The sequence below is a fragment of the Lyngbya sp. CCY1209 genome, assembly GCF_035615495.1.
GTDB lineage: Bacteria > Cyanobacteriota > Cyanobacteriia > Cyanobacteriales > Microcoleaceae > Limnospira.
Window position 1 is genome coordinate 1 of the sequence record NZ_JAJENU010000252.1, and the last position, 16,585, is coordinate 16,585.

Below are 16,585 nucleotides of genomic sequence, written 5' to 3' on the forward strand. Positions count from 1 at the left end.
CCCAAACGAGCGATCGCATTTTTGTAGGGGCGTATGGCATACGCCCTGATGTGATATTCCCCCGACGCGAGATGAAAATTGAAGCGATCGCACCCTGAAAATTTGGCGATCGCCTCCATTTAACGCATAAAGCATAAACGAGCGATCGCATTTTTGTCGGGGCGTATACCATACGCCCCGATTGATTTAAAAGGGTGCGATCGCATTATAATAATAAAAAGGAGAAAAACCGATGCTTAAATCTGCAATTTTAGAAAAATTAGAGGCATTGCCCGAGTCTCTGAAAGTCGAGGTACTTCACTATATTGAATTTTTGTCAGAACGGTATGCAGAGAAAAAAGTCGAGTCCGAACCGCAACAGAAAAAGCGACAAGCCGGACTACTGAAGGGAAAAATTCGCATGGCGGAGGATTTTGACGAGCCTCTCGAAGATTTGAAGGATTATATGTAATGCTACTTGACACTCATACATTATTATGGTTTCTAGCTGACGATCCCAAGTTGCGATCGCCCAAATCACCTTTCTATACTCCCATGAAAGCCAAAATCAGACGATCTAATTAGGACAAACCCCCCCTCTGTGTCCTCTGTGCCTCTGTGGTGAACCCTTCTAAAAAAAACCGCACCGCCGCCCCGGAAACCCGGAACAAAAGCGGTGCGGCATCAAAACCGACTTAAAGGACGCCCACGTTAGCCAGTCCCAAAATGACGCCGGCGCCGAGGATGTGGCCCAAGCAAATGCTGCCCACCACAGCACCCGCACTCATTCCCGCGATGGGGGTGGAGGCGCCGACAGTCTGCTGTTGGATAGTGAACTTACCGATCGCGATCGCCAACACATTACAGATCACCATCACGATCGCAATACTCGGACCCCAAGAGGTGGTCGTCGCAGCCGCTAAAACCAAAATTGAATCGATCAAGGGACTTCTCCTAATCTAAAAAAGTTGGACAGAATTGAAAAACTTTAGCATCTTTAAGTTCAACCTTCTATCACAAAAGCTCGCACCTTCATCAAACCGTAGCAAAGCTTAATATTCAGTCATATTCGTTAAAATACGACTCATAAAGCGCGGGAGTCGGGAGTCGGGAAAGCGACAACTCCCTTCAGACCCCCTTGATTGCCTGAATCACCTGCAAACTGCCGCCCGCGTGGAGGCAATGCCGCGGCGGGTTCTCCCCCGAGGGCGAATCCCCCACCTCGAACCCCGCCTCTGCCAACAAACCCCCCAAATCCGCCCGAATCAACTGCCAAGCCGTCTCCGTCTCAAACAGCCACAGAAACGCCACCACCCCCGGCCAAAACAGGGGATTGGTGGGGCGATGGAAATCCACCAGGGCAAAAATACCCCCGGGCTTGAGAACCCGGTACACTTCCGCTACAATCATTCTCAACTGCTCCGGTGCCATCTCGTGCAGAGCGGCGCTCGTGTGCACCAAATCGAAGCTCCCCTCGGGAAAGGGCATTTCCTCGGCGAATGCCTCCACATAGTCCGCTTCCGGGACGTTCCGTCTCGCCCGATCGAGCGATCGCGGCGAGGCATCCAACCCCGTCACCTGTTGAGAATACTGTGCGAGAACGGCCGTGGCCTGTCCGCTGCCGCAGCACAGGTCCAAAACCCGGGCATCCGGCGCGATTTCCAGCCCCTCCAGGGCCAGATGGCGAAATCGGGCTTCCCCCCCCACGCCGAGGGCGGCGAGGCGGGAAATGCCGTCGTAGAGCCACTGGTAGCGGTAACTCAGAGGTCTTAAAAAAGTTGCCATAAATCAAGGTTTCGAGAGTTTTGCTATCGACTTTGCCTCACCCAACAGGATATATTGTTAAAATGAGTAACAAAAATTAGAGTCTGGGAATCGATTAAGCGCCATGGGACGAGTTGGAGTCTTACTACTAAACCTGGGCGGACCCGAACAATTGGAGGACGTCCGCCCCTTCCTGTACAATTTATTTTCCGATCCCGAAATTATTCGGCTGCCATTCACCTGGCTACAAAAACCCCTGGCCTGGATGATTTCGACCCTGCGCTACACGAAATCCCAGGAAAACTACAAAGAAATCGGCGGTGGCTCCCCGTTACGCAAAATTACGGAGGAACAGGCCGCCGCGCTGCAACAAAAATTGCAGGAACGGGGACACGATGTCCAGGTCTACATCGGGATGCGCTACTGGCACCCCTTCACCGAAGAGGCCCTAGTTAAAATTAAGCGCGATCGCATCGAGGAACTGGTGATCCTCCCGCTGTACCCGCAATTCTCCATCAGCACCAGCGGATCGAGCTTCCGACTCCTGGAGCGGATCTGGGAAACAGACCCGGCCCTGCAAAAGATCAATTATACCGTCATCCCGTCCTGGTACGAGCGATCGGGCTACCAGCAGGCGATGGCGCAACTGATCGCCCAGGAACTCGACCACCACCCCAACCCAGACAAGGTTCACCTGTTCTTCAGCGCCCACGGCGTCCCCCTCAGCTACGTCGAGGAGGCCGGCGACCCCTACCAGCAAGAGATCGAGGCCTGCACCGAGGCGATTGTGAACACCCTCAACCGTCCCAACTCCCACACCCTCGCCTACCAAAGTCGGGTCGGCCCCGTCGAGTGGCTGAAACCCTACACCGAAGAGGCGATTCCGGAACTCGCCCAGCAGGGGGTCGAGGATCTGTTGGTGGTCCCCATCAGCTTCGTGTCCGAACACATCGAAACCCTGCAAGAAATCGATATGGAATATCGGGAACTGGCGGAGGAGTCGGGCATCAAGAATTTCTACCGGGTTCCGGCCCTCAACACCCATCCTGGCTTCATCGAGGATCTCGCCGCTCTGGTGGTGGAGTCGTTGAACCGGCCCCACATCCACTTCTCCGAAGTCGTCCGTCCCGACAAGAAGATGAAGATGTATCCCCAGGAGCGTTGGGAGTGGGGTATGACGACGGCGGCGGAGGTCTGGAACGGGCGACTGGCGATGATCGGCATCGTGGCGGTGATCGTGGAACTGATCGCGGGTCAGGGTCCGCTGCACTTCGTCGGCTTGCTGTGAATTTGGGGAGTCGGGAGTCGGGAGTCGGGAGTCGGGAAAGATTGGAAATCAGAGGGCGAAATCAGAGGGCGAAATCAGAGGACGAAATCAGAGGGCGAATGCCATTCGCCCCTACAATTGAGAATATCCCACATCCTTCGGATTTTCCATGCTGACTTTTACGGGAAAATTGTCGCCGGATGCCGATCGCATCCCCGACTCGACGATCGCGCTGACGGCGGAAGAACGCACCAAAACCCGGCAACACCTCCAACTCCCCGACGGCGATCGCATTGCGGTGTGTCTGCCTCGGGGGGTGGAACTCGGAGACGGTGATCGCTTGGTTTCTGAAACGGGGGAAGAAGTGTTGTGTATCATCGCCAAACCGGAACCGGTCATGACGGTGACGGCATCCTCCGAATTCGACCTGATCCGCGCCGCCTATCACCTGGGAAATCGTCACGTCCCCCTGGAAATTAAACCCCGGTATTTGCGGTTACATCCCGATCCGGTGTTGGCCGATTTGCTGGTTCAGTTGGGGTTGAATGTCAAACAAGAAATCGCCCCTTTTTATCCGGAAAAAGGCGCCTACGGACATTCACATTGAGAAAGGGTGTAGGGTGTAGGGTGTAGGGTGTAGGGAGGAAAGAGAAAAGAGGAAAGAGGAAAGAGAAATTTCTCACTCCTAATATAGCGATCGACAGAACGGTTGGGACAGATCGGCCTATTTTAGACCCGCCTTGAAATGAATTTCAAGGCTCATAGCAGAAGTCCACTCAAGTGGACTCGGTTGGAGTAATTGTGTCCTAACCCCCTTGTCAGTTGTTATATCAGATCCGGTTCTTTAGTCACACAAACTCCCCAATCATCGACCGATGATTTGAGCTGTTAGCTTGGGAATTGATTCCCAAGCGGTCTCGATATCCAACCCGTTTTTTTCCGGGCATTCAACCGGATTTGATATAATATAACTCCTAACTCCTCCCCCATCGGGGAATCTAAAATCTAAAATCTAAAATCTAAAATTTCCGACGGATAGGAGAAGAAATTACTGTGATTCTGGGATTGTTGCAACTTTCGAGTCCGACGTTGCCGCTGGGCGCCTACAGTTATTCTGAGGGGTTGGAAACCCTGGTGGAAAGGGGGGCGATCGCGGACGATGATTCCCTGTTTTATTGGCTGCTTCAAGAGTTACAAATTGGGGCGGTTCGGATGGAGGCGGCGGTGATGGTGAGGGCGTTTCGCGGTTTTAAAAAACGGGATTTTTCGGGTTTATCTACTTGGAATAAGTGGTTAAGTGCGGCCAAGGAAACCTCGGAATTGCGCCAGCAAAGTTGGCAGATGGGAAATTCGCTATGGGGATTATTATTGGAATTGGAAAGCGTTTCGGAGGCGGCAAATTCCGATTCTCCCCTCAAGGTGGCATTGACGACAATTGGCAAACCCTGCAATTATGCGATCGCCTTCGGGGTGGGGGCGGCGAATTGGAACCTCGACGAAAAAATGGCGTTGCTGGGATACTTGCAGAGTTGGACCAGTCACGCGATCGGGGCGGGGGTGAAACTGATTCCCTTGGGGCAAACCGTCGGACAAAAGTTATTGTTCAAATCCAACAAAACCATCGCCGAAGTCGCCGAAGAAATATTGCTTTTGAAAGACGACGATTTGGCGAGCTGTAGCTGGGGGTTGTCCTTGGCGAGTATGGCTCACGAAGTCCAATATACCCGCCTCTTTCGCAGTTGATATAGCAATCAGCAGTCACCGTTCAGGCACCCGCAAATGTCCCAACCGTTCTGTCCGTTGCTATATGATATCATGTCCCCTAAAACAGTTATGATTCCTGGGTTTCGCCATCTTCTGAAGCGGCTTCAAACTTTTGCCTCTTGCCTCTTGCCTCTTGCCTCTTACCTCTTGCCTCTTGCCTCTTGCCTTTTCTCCAACGATTGTGTAACTATTCAAACGGACTTGATATGAATCGTTGCCAAAAAAACCCGGCTTCCTTCGAGGAAACCGGGTCGGTAAATTTCGGAGAGACAGGTCAGTCTAAATTTCGAGCTTCTAGGCATCCCGACGCCGGCGGAGTTTGCCACCGAGGAACGTCAGGCCGAGGAACGCCAAACCGGCGGCGGTGGCGGGTTCGGGGACGGGTTCGGTGGCGTGTCCGGCGAGGGCAACCCCGTCGTTCGCGCATTCCAGGAACAGGCTGGCCATGTAGTCTCCGCTGGCGATGAGGGATTTGTCGAAGCTGAAGCCGATGGTATGATTTCCAGAGGCCCCGAAGTTGCCGAAATCCAAGCCGGCGGCTGTCAGTGCGTTTTGACTTTGCATCGCGATATCGCCAACCCGTTCGCCGGAGGCGATGACGTTGAGGACGGGAGTTGTTTTGCCGAAGTAGTTGAAGGCTTCGGCTTTGGTGGCGATGTCGGTTCCCATCGTGTTGGTGCGGTTATATCCGCTGTTGTAGTAATGTCGGAGGCTGTTGTATCCGGCATTGCTGCTGGCGACACCGGCGGCGCCAACTCCGGCATAAACCCCCGTCGTCGCGGCACCGGAGTCATTGGTTCCGGCAAAGCGGACGCCAAACAGGGCGTTATTATCGCTGGCGGTTTGGAAACCGTCTCCGGTGAAGTTGAAGAATAAGTCGCCCCAACCGATATTATCGTCGGCTGCCCGCCAGTTAGAATCGCCTTCTAGGGGCATTCCGCCCGTCAGGGCGACCCAAATGCTGTCCGAGGTTTCCATCGTCGCCATGCCCCGGATATTGTACGCTTCGCCGCCGGAACCGTCGGTAAAGGAATCGATGCTGTAATTCCAGTTGTTGTAGAATTGTCCGGCTTGGGCCGCGCCGCCGGTGGCGGAAATCAGGCAGGTGGTGGCGATCGCACTTCCGAATAAAGTTTTTAAATAGTTGGATTTCATGGGGTTAAACCTCTGGGTATCTCGACTTTGACAATTCAACCCTAACAATTTTCTTGTAAAGTTGCCATCATAAATCCGTCGGTTTGTGTAAAAGTTTCTTAAATCAAAACTTGTTGATTTTTAAACATTTTTTCTGGTATAAAATCTTTAAAAATTGAACCCTAAATTCAGTGAAAATACGGAGTCGGTTCAATTCATGCGATCGCCCGACATCGGAAAATACACGCACAAATCATCCCCCCTCCGCTTCCTCCACCTCCTCCGCCCCCAAAACCATCACTCCCGCGGCACCCACTTCTCCACCATCCGGGCCAGATCCTCTTCCATGATCGGTTTGCTCATGTAGTCGTCCATGCCGGCTTCCAGGCACTTTTCGCGATCGCCCTTCATGGCGTGGGCGGTGACGGCAACAACAATCGTGTGCCTCCGGTCCCCCTCGAGTTCCCGCAGGCGACGGGTCGTCTCGTAGCCGTCCAAACCCGCCATCTGGCAATCCATGAGGATGATGTCGTAGTCCTGCTGGGCGACCCGATCCAAACACTCCCGGCCGCCGCCCACCGCATCGGGCCGGTAGCCGATACTTTCGAGAAGCAGGACCAAAATTTCGCGGTTGTCCGGGTGGTCTTCGACGATCAGGATTTGGGCGGAACTCGGGGCCGGAGGCGGCGGGGGCGCTTCCGTGAGTTGCGGTTCCCCGGGGGAAGCGGCGGCATCGGCGAGGTCGAAGGGGACTTTCAACCAAAACGTCGATCCCCGCCCGGGGGTGCTGTTGACGCCGATCTCTCCCCCCATCAACTCCACGATGCGGCGGCAGATGGTCAGGCCCAGCCCGGTGCCCCCGAATTGGCGGGTGGTGGAACTGTCGGCCTGGGTGAAGGGCTCAAACAGGCGATCGCGGGTCTGCGGGTCGATGCCAATCCCCGTATCCCGGACGCTGAAGAGCAGGACTATCGGGGACCCGCCGGGGGGCGGCTCGGACGGACACACGACGTTGACAGCGATTCGGCCTGTCTCGGTGAATTTGATGGCGTTGCCGATCAGGTTGTTAAGGACTTGCTGGAGGCGGAAGTCGTCGCCGGACAACTGCCGGGGTATGTCGGGGTCGAGGTGAAATTCGAGCTCCAAAGTTTTAGCCCGGGCTTGGGGGAGAAAGATCTCAGCCAGGGGTGCGATGATGTCGGCCCGGAGGTCAAAGCGGCGGCGTTCGAGCCGCAGTTGCCGGGATTCGAGCCGGGACAGATCCAAAATGTCGTCAATCAACGCCAGCAACCGGGTGCCGTTGGTGAGCAAGATCCGCAAAATATTTTGATACTCTTGCCGGCCGGACATCATCCGCTGCAAAAGCTGGCTGGACGACAGGATCGCGTTCATGGGGGTGCGAATTTCGTGGCTCATGTTGGCCAAAAACTCGGTTTTCGCCCGGTTGGCGGAGTCGGCGGCCTGGGCGATCGCGATCGCCTCCTCCAACGCCTGATTTTGGCGCACGATCTCCTGCTCGCTCCGCTTCCGCTCCGTGACATCCATGACGGTGCCGTAGAGTTTGGCGATCTCCCCCGCCGGATTGCGGATCGCCTGCCCGATCAGGTTCACGTACCCCATCTCATCCTCCGAGCGCTGAAATTTGACATCGGCGCTGAACGGGATTCCCCGGACGAACAGGCGGTCGAGCAACTCCCGGAGCGTCTCCCGATCTTCGGGGAGGTGGTACAGCAAAAACTCGGCGAAGGGGGGCGGTTCCGACCGGGGGTCCAGTCGGTAGATCTGGAACAATTCGTCGGACCAGGTGGGCCGGATGCCCGCCCAATCCCGGCCGTCGGGCCGTTCGAGTTCCCAACTGCCGATTTTCGCGAGTCGCTGGGCCTCTTGCAACTGTCGCCGGCTCACCCGCAGGGCTTGTTCGGCTTGGACGCGATCGGTGATTTCCACCACCACCGACCCGACGCCGCGGCTGCCATCTTCGAGGAAATCCACGGGATAGTAACTCGCCATCCAGAACCGCTCCCGATCGCCCGTCGCGGGAGTCCGGCCCCGGATCACGGTGTTGTAGACCGGCTCCCCGGTTTCCACGACCCGCCGCAGCAGGGGTTCGACGCGACCGGCCAGATCCGGAGCCACGTCCCGCAGGGGTCGGCCGAGGTGTTCCCCGACGGAAACCCCGTGGATGTCGGCCAGGGCCCGGTTCACCCGCAAAAACTTCAGGTCCCGGTCTTGCAAGCACAGGCCTACCGGGCTAATCTCGTAGAGCCGTTCGAGCATTTCGTTGCTCTGCTCGAGCCGATGCTCGGTCTGCTTCAGGTCGTCGATATTGACGAAGCTGATCACGATGCCGTCATCCGTCACCCCCTCCTTGGAGTAGGGGTTGACCCGCATCAAAATGTAACGGCTCGCCCCGTCGCTTTCCACCTGCTGCTCGTGAGGTTGCTTAAATTGGTTGACCCGCTGCAAAATCTCCACCAAATCCGGAGAGTCGAGGTTGTTGGTCAAATCCGTGAGCGGACGGCCGATGTCGGTGATTTTGATGTTGAAAAGCCGGGTGGCGGCGGGGGTGAACTTGCGGATGTTGAGGTCGGCGTCGAGGAAGATCACGCCGATATCGGTGCTGCGGATCAGGTTGTCGATGTCGTTGTTGAGTTGGGTGAGTTCCTGAATTTTGATTTGATATTCCGAGTTGACGGTGTAGAGTTCTTCGTTGACGGACTGCAGCTCTTCGTTGGTGCTCTGCAACTCCTCGTTGGAAGCCAGCAGCTCCTCGTTCATCGCCTGCTGCTCTTCGTTGGAGGTTTCCAACTCTTCGATAACAACCTGCAGGTTTTCCCGGGTCTGCTGCAGCTCGTATTCCAACTCCGCGATGTGTCGGGCGGCTTCTCCTTGCGCGTCGAACCGGGGGGCGTTCGGGGACGGGGTTCCCCGGACTTCGACCTCCAAGACGATGACGAGATGTTCGCCGTTGTTGCGCTCGGCGGTCGCGGGGGCGACCCGCATCGTGACGCTGAGTTCCTCCCCGTCGCGACTCAACTTGATGCCGGTGTAGAGGACGGGTTGGCGATCGCGCTTGCTGCGGTGCACGGCCGTACTCAGCGGCAGTTTCAAAGCCGGGTGGACGAGTTCCGCGACCTCCAAATTGGCCTCTCCGACGGGGAATTCCATCAGTCGGGCCGAGTTGTGGAAGATGCGGAGCAGTTTGTTGTTGAAATCGCACAGCAGACAGGTGATCCGGCGGTCGTTCAGGCACAGGTCGAACACCGAGCCGAGCAGGCGGTCGAATTGCTGCTGTTGGCGTTTGGGGCGGATGAAGGACCCGAAGGGCGCGACCAGGGGTTGCCGGGAGATGGGGGTGAGGGACAACTGGGCGTTCTGCTGTTTCTGATAAATTTTCCACCTCGGATGCAGGGCGTTGAACTCCGAGGCCAGCTCTCCCAAGGTTTCGGAACTCCCCAAAAATAGCGTGCCTTGGGGGATGAGGGCGAAGTGCAGCAGCCCCAGAACCCGCTGCTGTAGGTGGGGCTGCATATAGATCAGGACGTTGCGGCAACTGACCACGTGCATTTTAGAAAAGCCGACATTTTTGGTGAGGTCGTGGGGGGCGACGATCAGCATCTCCCGCAGCGATCGCTTCACCTGATAGCCGTCGCCCCGCCGGTCGAAATATCGCTCTAACCGCCCCCGCGAAACCTCGTTGGCGATGTTTCGCCCGTAAATTCCGTTGGCTGCCACTTCCAGGGCGTCGGCATCGATATCGGTGGCGAAGATCTTCACCTGGACGGGTTTGCCGGCGTCCCGGATCACCTCATCCACCGCGATCGCCATCGAGTAGGCCTCTTCCCCCGTCGCGCAGGCGGAAACCCAGATCCGCAACTGCTGCTGGGGCTGAAGTTTGGCGATCTGCCGGGACAAGACGTCCGTTTTCAACACCTCCCAGGCTTCCGAGTCTCGGAAAAAGCAGGTCGCCCCGATCAGCAAGTCCTGCCGCAGGAGTTTTTGCTCCTCTTCCGACTCCCGCAGGTGGTCGATGTACGCTTCCATGCTCTCCTGGCGGGTCAGGGCGCAGCGGTGGCGGATGCGTCGCCTCAAGGTGCTGGTTTTGTAGTGGGAAAAGTCGATCGTCTCCCGCTCTTCCAAGATCTGCAAAATGGCTTCGAGTATCTCCGGGGGGAGAGCTTCTTCCTTTTCGGATTTCGGCACAGAGAAATTATCTGAAAATCGGATCAGTTCAAAAACGGCCCGGGCCAGGTCTTCGGGGGACAAAATCTCGTCCACCAGGCCGGAGGGGATGGCGCTGGTCAGCATACTGGTGAACTCCGCCGTCTCGGGGGACTGGATGAAGGCGACGCCGCCGGCACGGCTGATGGCTTGCAACCCAACGGTCCCGTCGTTCCCCGACCCCGACAGCAACAGCGCGACGCTCCGATTTCCCCAAATCTCCGCCAGCGACCGGAAAAAGCGGTCGATCGGATAGCCGCGCACCTCGCCCCGGTCTTCCAACCGCAGGTGTCGGTCTTCGAGGTGGAGGGTTTTGCCGGGAGGAATGACGTAGACGCGGGCCGGTTCCACCACCATCCGATTTTCGATTTCGTGGACGGGCATCGACGTCCGCCGCCGCAAGATTTCTGGCAGCATACTGCGGCGGTCCGGCGCGAGGTGCCCGACGACCACAAAGGCGCCGTTGGGATTGTCGGGGAGGTTGCCGAAAAAGGTTTCGAGAGCCTGGATGCCCCCGGCGGAAGCGCCGATACCAATGATAAAGAATCTGTCGTCGGGGGCGGGAGGGTTGGAACTTGTCATTTAGCCTCTGAAAGTCGCGATCGCAGTTTATATCCAATTATCTGTTTCGGCTATCAATCTTAAGGAAGAATTCGGGCGATTTTCGGGAACGGACGGCCCCGATTTGCGGTATCCTGTCCTTCTCGGGAAGCGGAGGGAGGCAACGGTCAAGCGGAGGAAGCGGAATAACAAATCAAAAAAATTTCATTTTTCATTTTTCATTTTTCATTTTTCACTTTCCCCACACCCTACACCCTACACCCGCGTTAAATGAAACAGACCCGCCCCGCTCCGTCCCCGTCCCCGCGATCAAACTTGTGGAAATTGTCCGTCCTGCGGGGGCTGGAATTCGCCTGGTTTCCCATCCCGACGGTGGTGTTATTTTACCAACATCACGGGCTGTCTCTGGAGCAGGCAATTTTACTGAAAACCATTTTATCAATTTCTATCTTTGTTTTTGAAATCCCCTCCGGTTATTTCGCGGACGTATTCGGGCGAAAAGTCTCGTTAATTTGGGGGGGAATGATTTGGGTTGTCTCCTTGCTTCCCTACTGTTTTTTGGGGGATTTTGTCTGGTTCGCGATCGCGGAGGCCCTGTCGGGACTGGCCGCGAGTTTGATTTCCGGCGCGGATGTGGCGTTGGCCTTCGACAGCCTGTCGGCCCTGGACAGGGAGGGGGAATACGGCCGATTCGAGGGGCGTCTGGGGGCGATCGCGGGTCTTTCGGAGGCCGTCTGCGGCCTGGTGGGGGCGGCGGTGGCCGCGGCGAATTTGCGCTATCCGTTTTACCTGCAAACCCTGTGCATTTTAACTTACGTCGCCCTGGCTTTCACCCTGTCCGAACCCCCCCGCCACCGGTCCGCCGCCGTCGGGGGGTGGGGGGAACTGCGGGACACCCTGAAATGGACGGCGACCCGAAAAACCGTCCGCTGGCCCATCGCCCTGGGCGCGATCGTCTCGGCGGGTACCTTCGCGATCGTGTGGCTGTCCCAGGCCTACATGGGCGATCGGGGCCTCCCCGTGGGGGGGTTCGGCGTAGCCTGGGCGGCCTTTCACGGGGTCTTGAGCGGGTCTGCGCTGCTGGCGACCCCCATTTCGCACCTTTTGGGCGTCAAAGGGGCGCTGTGGCTGATGCTGGCGGTGCTGGCGGGCTCCTACGGTTTGCTGGCGGCGATTCACCACCCCTGGGGAGTGATTTTCGTGGCGACGATCTATTTCGCCCGGGGACTGCGATCGCCGTTAATTTTGACCCTCCTCAACCGCCAAGTCGCTTCTTTCCGGCGGGCGACGGTATTATCAATTAATAGTTTTGCTTTTCGGCTGTGTTTTGCCGCGATCGGACCCGCGATCGGCTGGATTTCGGATGCCTATTCCCTGGATTTGGCGTTGGCGATGAGCGGCATTTTCTTTTGGGTTGCCGGGGGGATTTGTTTGATGAAAATTAGGGTATAAATCCGCAGATTACGCAGATTTACGCAGATTTTAGATCGGAATTCGAGGGTGGGGGGATAGAAAAGCGATTTCAATTCCCGACTCCCTAAAAACAAAACCCGGTTTCCTGGAGGAAACCGGGTCGATGGTGTTAGCTGGCCAGATATTCCCGAACCTGGGCTTTGCGGCGCCGCAGGTGGTTGAGGGCCTGGTTTTCCAACTGGCGCACCCGTTCGCGGCTGATGTTCATCTGCACCCCGACTTTGGACAGGGACATTTCTTTCCCGTCGTTGAGGCCGTAGCGCAGGGTCAGCACTTCCCGCTGCTGGGGCGTCAGGTCGGCCATCAGGCTTTTGAGATCCTGGCGCAGCAGTTCTTGGGTGACGTAGATATCGGCTGACGCCGATTCATCTTCGAGGAGATCTTGCAGTTCCGTATCCTGGTTGTCCCCAACGCGCAGGTCGAGGGAAACCGGGTGGCGGGAGGCCAGCAGGTAATCCCGAATTTGAGACGGTTCGAGATCCAGGGCTTTGCCGATTTCGGCGGGGGTCGGGTTGCGACCGTACTGCTGAACCAGATCTCTCTGAACTTTCTTGATTTTATTCAGTTTTTCCGTGATGTGGATGGGCAGGCGGATGGTGCGGGAGTTCTGGGCGATCGCCCGGGTGATGGCCTGACGAATCCACCAGTAGGCGTAGGTGGAGAATTTGTATCCCCGCATCGGGTCAAATTTCTCGACCCCCCGCTCCAGGCCCAGGGTTCCCTCTTGGATCAGGTCCAAGAATTCCATATTGCGCTTCTGGTATTTCTTGGCGATGGACACCACCAGGCGCAAGTTGGCCTCGATCATCTTCTGTTTGGCGCGGCGGCCCTTGTTCAGGGCTTCGGTGAGTTCCGCCTCGCTGATTTCCGCGGCCTGGGCCCACTCTTCATCGCTGGGGTCGCGATCGAGTTTCTCGGCCAGGGTGTCCCGGACCTCCAACAAACTCATCATCTGCTGCACCTGTTTGCCAAACACGATTTCCTGTTCCCGCGTCAGCAGCGGCACCCGGCCGATTTCGTGCAGGTAAGTCCGCACCGCATCCATTGAGACACTCGGACGGGAATTCCGCGACGTGGATTGAGTTTTTTTGGTGTTGGTCTTAGCAGTTGCCATAGTCAATGTTACCCTCCCTAAACAGCTCGTAAACTTGTAGCGACCCGCCCCACTCACCCGGAGTGAGATCGAATGTCAGGATCGTCAATTTACCCTCCCTCTCAATATGGTGCGTTAGTCGAAAGCCCTGCCTGATAGTGGATTCTCTTCTCCTGATATGGGAGCGCCCGATCGCTCCCCCTGTCAGCCGCTACGAGGTCTTCGGTGTCCTAGCTCAACGTGGAGATCTCCCTTTTTCGAGATCCGCAGACTCACCTACAAATTGAGTCTTCCCAATTACTCACAACCTTCATCTCTGATGCTCCGACCGGTCTGGCTATCTGCTCCGAGTCCAGTCCAGATGCCAATTTTAGACTGAGACAAGTTTACATCTCTTCATATTATGCCATACGGTTCAGTCTAGGTCAAGGCGTAACCGAGAAAATTTCTATTGTAGCAATTTTCGACGGCGCATTACTATAATGCCCCGAAATTCCTCGACTTGAACACCCCCGCAATGGGGAGATCGCCGAACCATTTTTCCGAGTTTCTACGCCGCCACCGCATTTTTCCTCCCATCGGACTAGCCCGGTTGACGGATGGAACCCGGAAGCCGTTCCGTTCTGAAAAACCGACTCAGGCGAACAGGTCCAGGGGAAAGTGTCCGTAGGTGCCGTTGACGCCATCGGCGTCGGAGGACTGGCAGGACACCAAAACGCCCCGGTACTTTTCCGGGTAGGCGCTGGCGTGGTACGTCTCGCTGCGACCGTTGAATTTGACGTAAACGGGCCCTTCAATGTCTGGGACGGCGGCGGGATCGACGGGAGTCGCGTAACCCAAGGCGGGTAAATAGTCTTGTAGAGCCTTCAAAGCTGCCTCCCGAGAGTCGGCGCACAGGCCTAACATCTGATATTCGGATTCTCGGGCGACAAGGAGCAACGCCTGACGGACCGCCGCCGGATCTTCCGGGGACGGGGAGGCGGTGAGATCGGCGCAGGTGAAGCGATCGAGGAGGGTTTGGGCTTCGGTGACGCTCAGTTCGGCGGATGGTTGAGGTGACATGGGGAATGGGCTCGAAAGGTTGGTTGGTTGGTTGGTTGGTTTCCCCGTTTATTGTATCGGAGCGGGGGCGATCGCGAACCTTCCCCAGGATGTGAATCGAACCGCCGGAACGGGGGAGACAATTGGGGACGGCTTCGGACCGCCCCCGTTCATCTGTCAATCAAGCGAGTGTCCACTCCCGTTTTTTATGGCGAATCAGTCCAGAAAACATCAATCCCGATTTTTGGGACGAACCGGCGGGTTCGGGGGATTCCGGTTCCGTCGCGTCCTCGGCGCAAACCAACATCGAATCCGTCGTCCGCACCGTCATCTCACCCCGGGACAGGGCGTCGCGCATCTGGCGCCCGGTTTTCCAGGCGCAGACTTTAACACCATTCCAGCGGGGATTGATGGGATATCCGGAGAATCCCGATCGCAGGGCGGGAATACAGAATTCTTCGATCGGAGTTGAAACGAATACACCCTCGGCAAGTTGAACAATTTTGCATTTCGTCTGTTCTTGCTTCATCATGATGTCACCTCCTTTAAGTTTTGTATCGACTTCGTTAAGTGTATCGTAACGGGGCCATACACGCGGGACAAGGGCGGCGCGGGCGCCGAACTTGATCAATCGAGCCATACACACAGTCGCGGGAGGGCATTCCGAGACTTAAAACGGACGCGGAGGGAACGTCAGACTATTCCATTTCGGATAGCAGTCCTGAAGAAACGTCAACCCCCCGAAAGCGACCGACCCAAAAGGTGGGCGTGGGGAGGAATCCCCTCGCCTTTAGGCAGGGGAGGATGTCCAATCCAGAGTCGGCGACGGACAAATCGAGAAGACCCGATTTATGCGGTCGCCTGGATCAGTTCCCGGCGACGGTCGTGCCACAGTTGCATGGCCGTCTGTCCTTCCGCCAGATCGGAGAAGTCTTGGATTTGGCGTTCGAGTTCCGGGGCCAAGGTGTCGAGGAACTCCAGGCTCCGGCAGTGTTGGAGGACGGTGCGCCAGCTTTCTCGCCACTGTTGACAGGCTTGCTGGCGATCGCGGATCGGTTTGAGACGCTCTTCTTCTTGGGCTTGACGGATCGCTTTCGCTCTGAGTTGTTGGGCGCGTTGCCCCCAGGCCCTTCGCCACTGCTCGAGTGTCTCGGAGCTGTAGTGCTTCCCGTAACGTGCGATTTCGGTGCTGAAAATGTCCCCCAGGCGGTCGAGGCTCGGGCGATCGCAACAGCGTTGGACGGCTTCGAGTCCCTGTTCGGTCCACAGGGGTAGGGCGCGAAAACTAACCAGGGTCGCCCTGCCGTCTACCAGTTTAACCCAGATTTGGTGCCGCCAAAACTCCAATCGATCGATCGTCCGGGGGGCGACACCCAGAGCGGTGGAAACTTCCAACCAAACGCGAGCCAGAGGCCACTGGGTCGGGTCGATCGCGCCGGATGTGATCAATGTTTCAGCCATAGTGATTCGGAACACCTAGATTCGGGAATGCCAACGGTCCCCCCGATGTCCACATCTAGCGGTTTGGGGGGAATAACTAACCCATGATAACTCTATCTGTAGAGTTTGGCGCGAAATCATTGATAATTGATCATTAATTGTTTGGACTTCGGCTTCCGATTCCCGATGTATGGCGGCGGGCGATCGCCGGAACGGTCTGGACACCACCCAATCCCGAACCCTCGCGATCGCGGGTGATTCACCGTGCCGATTGCCGAAAGCCGACTGCTGATAGCTATACTATGAAATTGAGATTTGAGTCAAGGGGGCGATGGCGTGCAGGTCAGCAAAATTCATCACGTGGCGATCATTTGTTCGGACTACGAAAAATCCAAACACTTTTATGTCAATATCTTGGGATTTTCGGTCATCGAAGAAACCTTCAGAGAGGCGCGAAATTCTTATAAATTAGATTTGCAAGTGGGGGACGGCGATAGGTGCGCTGTCGCGGATCGCATCGAACTGTTTTCATTTCCTAACCCGCCCAGACGGCCAGATTCTCCCGAAGCCTGCGGCTTGCGGCACCTGGCTTTCGCTGTGGAAAATTTAGATCGCTCCGTCGCCGACCTCTGCTCGAAAGGGGTTCCTGTCGAACCGATCCGGCGCGACGAAATCACCGGCAAGCGATTCACCTTTTTCAAAGATCCCGATAATTTACCTTTGGAAATCTACGAAAATTGAGGATTAATAAAAGTTAGAAAAAACGGGTTAAAATTTGCAGGCCGGCAGCGATCAAATTTGCAGGCCGGCAGCGATCAAATTTGCAGGCCGGCAGCGATCAAATTTGC

The 16,585-nt window shown here is 56.4% G+C and carries 14 protein-coding genes; 6 read left to right on the forward strand and 8 right to left on the reverse strand.

From position 1 onward, the window contains the following. Positions 1 to 232: 232 nt before the first annotated feature. Complete coding sequence (locus LKE08_RS06740; RefSeq protein WP_324703440.1) at positions 233 to 451, forward strand: DUF2281 domain-containing protein; 219 nt, start codon at positions 233 to 235, stop codon at positions 449 to 451. A 223-nt stretch (positions 452 to 674) separates the two neighbouring features. On the opposite strand, the gene psaK is transcribed toward LKE08_RS06740, so the two are convergent. Together psaK and LKE08_RS06750 are read right to left on the reverse strand one after the other, a co-directional pair. Continuing rightward, entirely contained in the window at positions 675 to 923 is a 249-nt protein-coding gene (psaK, locus tag LKE08_RS06745; protein ID WP_324703441.1) for a photosystem I reaction center subunit PsaK, read from the reverse strand. Positions 924 to 1,107: 184 nt separating this feature from the next. After that, positions 1,108 to 1,764: a class I SAM-dependent methyltransferase gene (locus tag LKE08_RS06750; protein ID WP_324703442.1), complete on the reverse strand. Its 657-nt coding sequence runs from the start codon at positions 1,762 to 1,764 to the stop codon at positions 1,108 to 1,110. A 103-nt stretch (positions 1,765 to 1,867) separates the two neighbouring features. Here LKE08_RS06750 and hemH point away from each other — a divergent pair, with 103 nt between their 5' ends. The 3 genes from hemH (at position 1,868) to LKE08_RS06765 (ending at position 4,753) form a co-directional block, all read left to right on the forward strand. Next, a complete protein-coding gene (hemH, locus tag LKE08_RS06755) occupies positions 1,868 to 3,031 on the forward strand; it encodes a ferrochelatase (protein ID WP_324703443.1) in 1,164 nt (387 codons plus the stop codon). A 148-nt stretch (positions 3,032 to 3,179) separates the two neighbouring features. Continuing rightward, positions 3,180 to 3,617 (forward strand): urease accessory protein UreE, encoded by a 438-nt coding sequence (gene ureE, locus LKE08_RS06760; protein ID WP_324703444.1) that lies wholly within the window; start codon positions 3,180 to 3,182, stop codon positions 3,615 to 3,617. Between the two features lie 446 nt (positions 3,618 to 4,063). Beyond that, on the forward strand, positions 4,064 to 4,753 hold the full coding sequence (locus LKE08_RS06765) for an urease accessory protein UreF (RefSeq protein ID WP_324703445.1): 690 nt from the start codon (positions 4,064 to 4,066) through the stop codon (positions 4,751 to 4,753). A gap of 315 nt (positions 4,754 to 5,068) precedes the next feature. Here LKE08_RS06765 and LKE08_RS06770 read toward each other — a convergent pair whose 3' ends face one another. Beyond that, the gene (locus tag LKE08_RS06770) at positions 5,069 to 5,929 is read right to left on the reverse strand and encodes a PEP-CTERM sorting domain-containing protein (RefSeq protein WP_324703446.1); all 861 of its coding nucleotides are present in this window, start codon (positions 5,927 to 5,929) and stop codon (positions 5,069 to 5,071) included. A 276-nt stretch (positions 5,930 to 6,205) separates the two neighbouring features. Continuing rightward, positions 6,206 to 10,711 (reverse strand): chemotaxis protein CheB, encoded by a 4,506-nt coding sequence (locus LKE08_RS06775; protein WP_324703447.1) that lies wholly within the window; start codon positions 10,709 to 10,711, stop codon positions 6,206 to 6,208. Positions 10,712 to 10,960: 249 nt separating this feature from the next. On the opposite strand from LKE08_RS06775, the gene LKE08_RS06780 reads away from it, so the two are divergent. After that, complete coding sequence (locus LKE08_RS06780; protein ID WP_324703448.1) at positions 10,961 to 12,142, forward strand: MFS transporter; 1,182 nt, start codon at positions 10,961 to 10,963, stop codon at positions 12,140 to 12,142. Positions 12,143 to 12,272: 130 nt separating this feature from the next. Here LKE08_RS06780 and LKE08_RS06785 read toward each other — a convergent pair whose 3' ends face one another. The 4 genes from LKE08_RS06785 to LKE08_RS06800 all read right to left on the reverse strand — a co-directional run bounded on the left by LKE08_RS06785 (position 12,273) and on the right by LKE08_RS06800 (position 15,758). Beyond that, positions 12,273 to 13,277: an RNA polymerase sigma factor, RpoD/SigA family gene (locus LKE08_RS06785; RefSeq protein ID WP_324703449.1), complete on the reverse strand. Its 1,005-nt coding sequence runs from the start codon at positions 13,275 to 13,277 to the stop codon at positions 12,273 to 12,275. A 615-nt stretch (positions 13,278 to 13,892) separates the two neighbouring features. After that, on the reverse strand, positions 13,893 to 14,318 hold the full coding sequence (locus LKE08_RS06790; RefSeq protein WP_324703450.1) for a DUF1824 family protein: 426 nt from the start codon (positions 14,316 to 14,318) through the stop codon (positions 13,893 to 13,895). Positions 14,319 to 14,478: 160 nt separating this feature from the next. After that, the gene (locus LKE08_RS06795) at positions 14,479 to 14,829 is read right to left on the reverse strand and encodes a hypothetical protein (protein WP_324703451.1); all 351 of its coding nucleotides are present in this window, start codon (positions 14,827 to 14,829) and stop codon (positions 14,479 to 14,481) included. A gap of 317 nt (positions 14,830 to 15,146) precedes the next feature. Then, positions 15,147 to 15,758 carry a hypothetical protein gene (locus LKE08_RS06800; protein WP_324703452.1) on the reverse strand — a complete coding sequence of 204 codons (612 nt, stop codon included), beginning with the start codon at positions 15,756 to 15,758 and terminating at the stop codon, positions 15,147 to 15,149. 315 nt (positions 15,759 to 16,073) lie between these two features. Between LKE08_RS06800 and LKE08_RS06805 the strand changes: the two genes are divergently transcribed. Then, positions 16,074 to 16,478 carry a VOC family protein gene (locus LKE08_RS06805; protein WP_375341405.1) on the forward strand — a complete coding sequence of 135 codons (405 nt, stop codon included), beginning with the start codon at positions 16,074 to 16,076 and terminating at the stop codon, positions 16,476 to 16,478. The last annotated feature ends 107 nt before the right edge of the window (positions 16,479 to 16,585 follow it).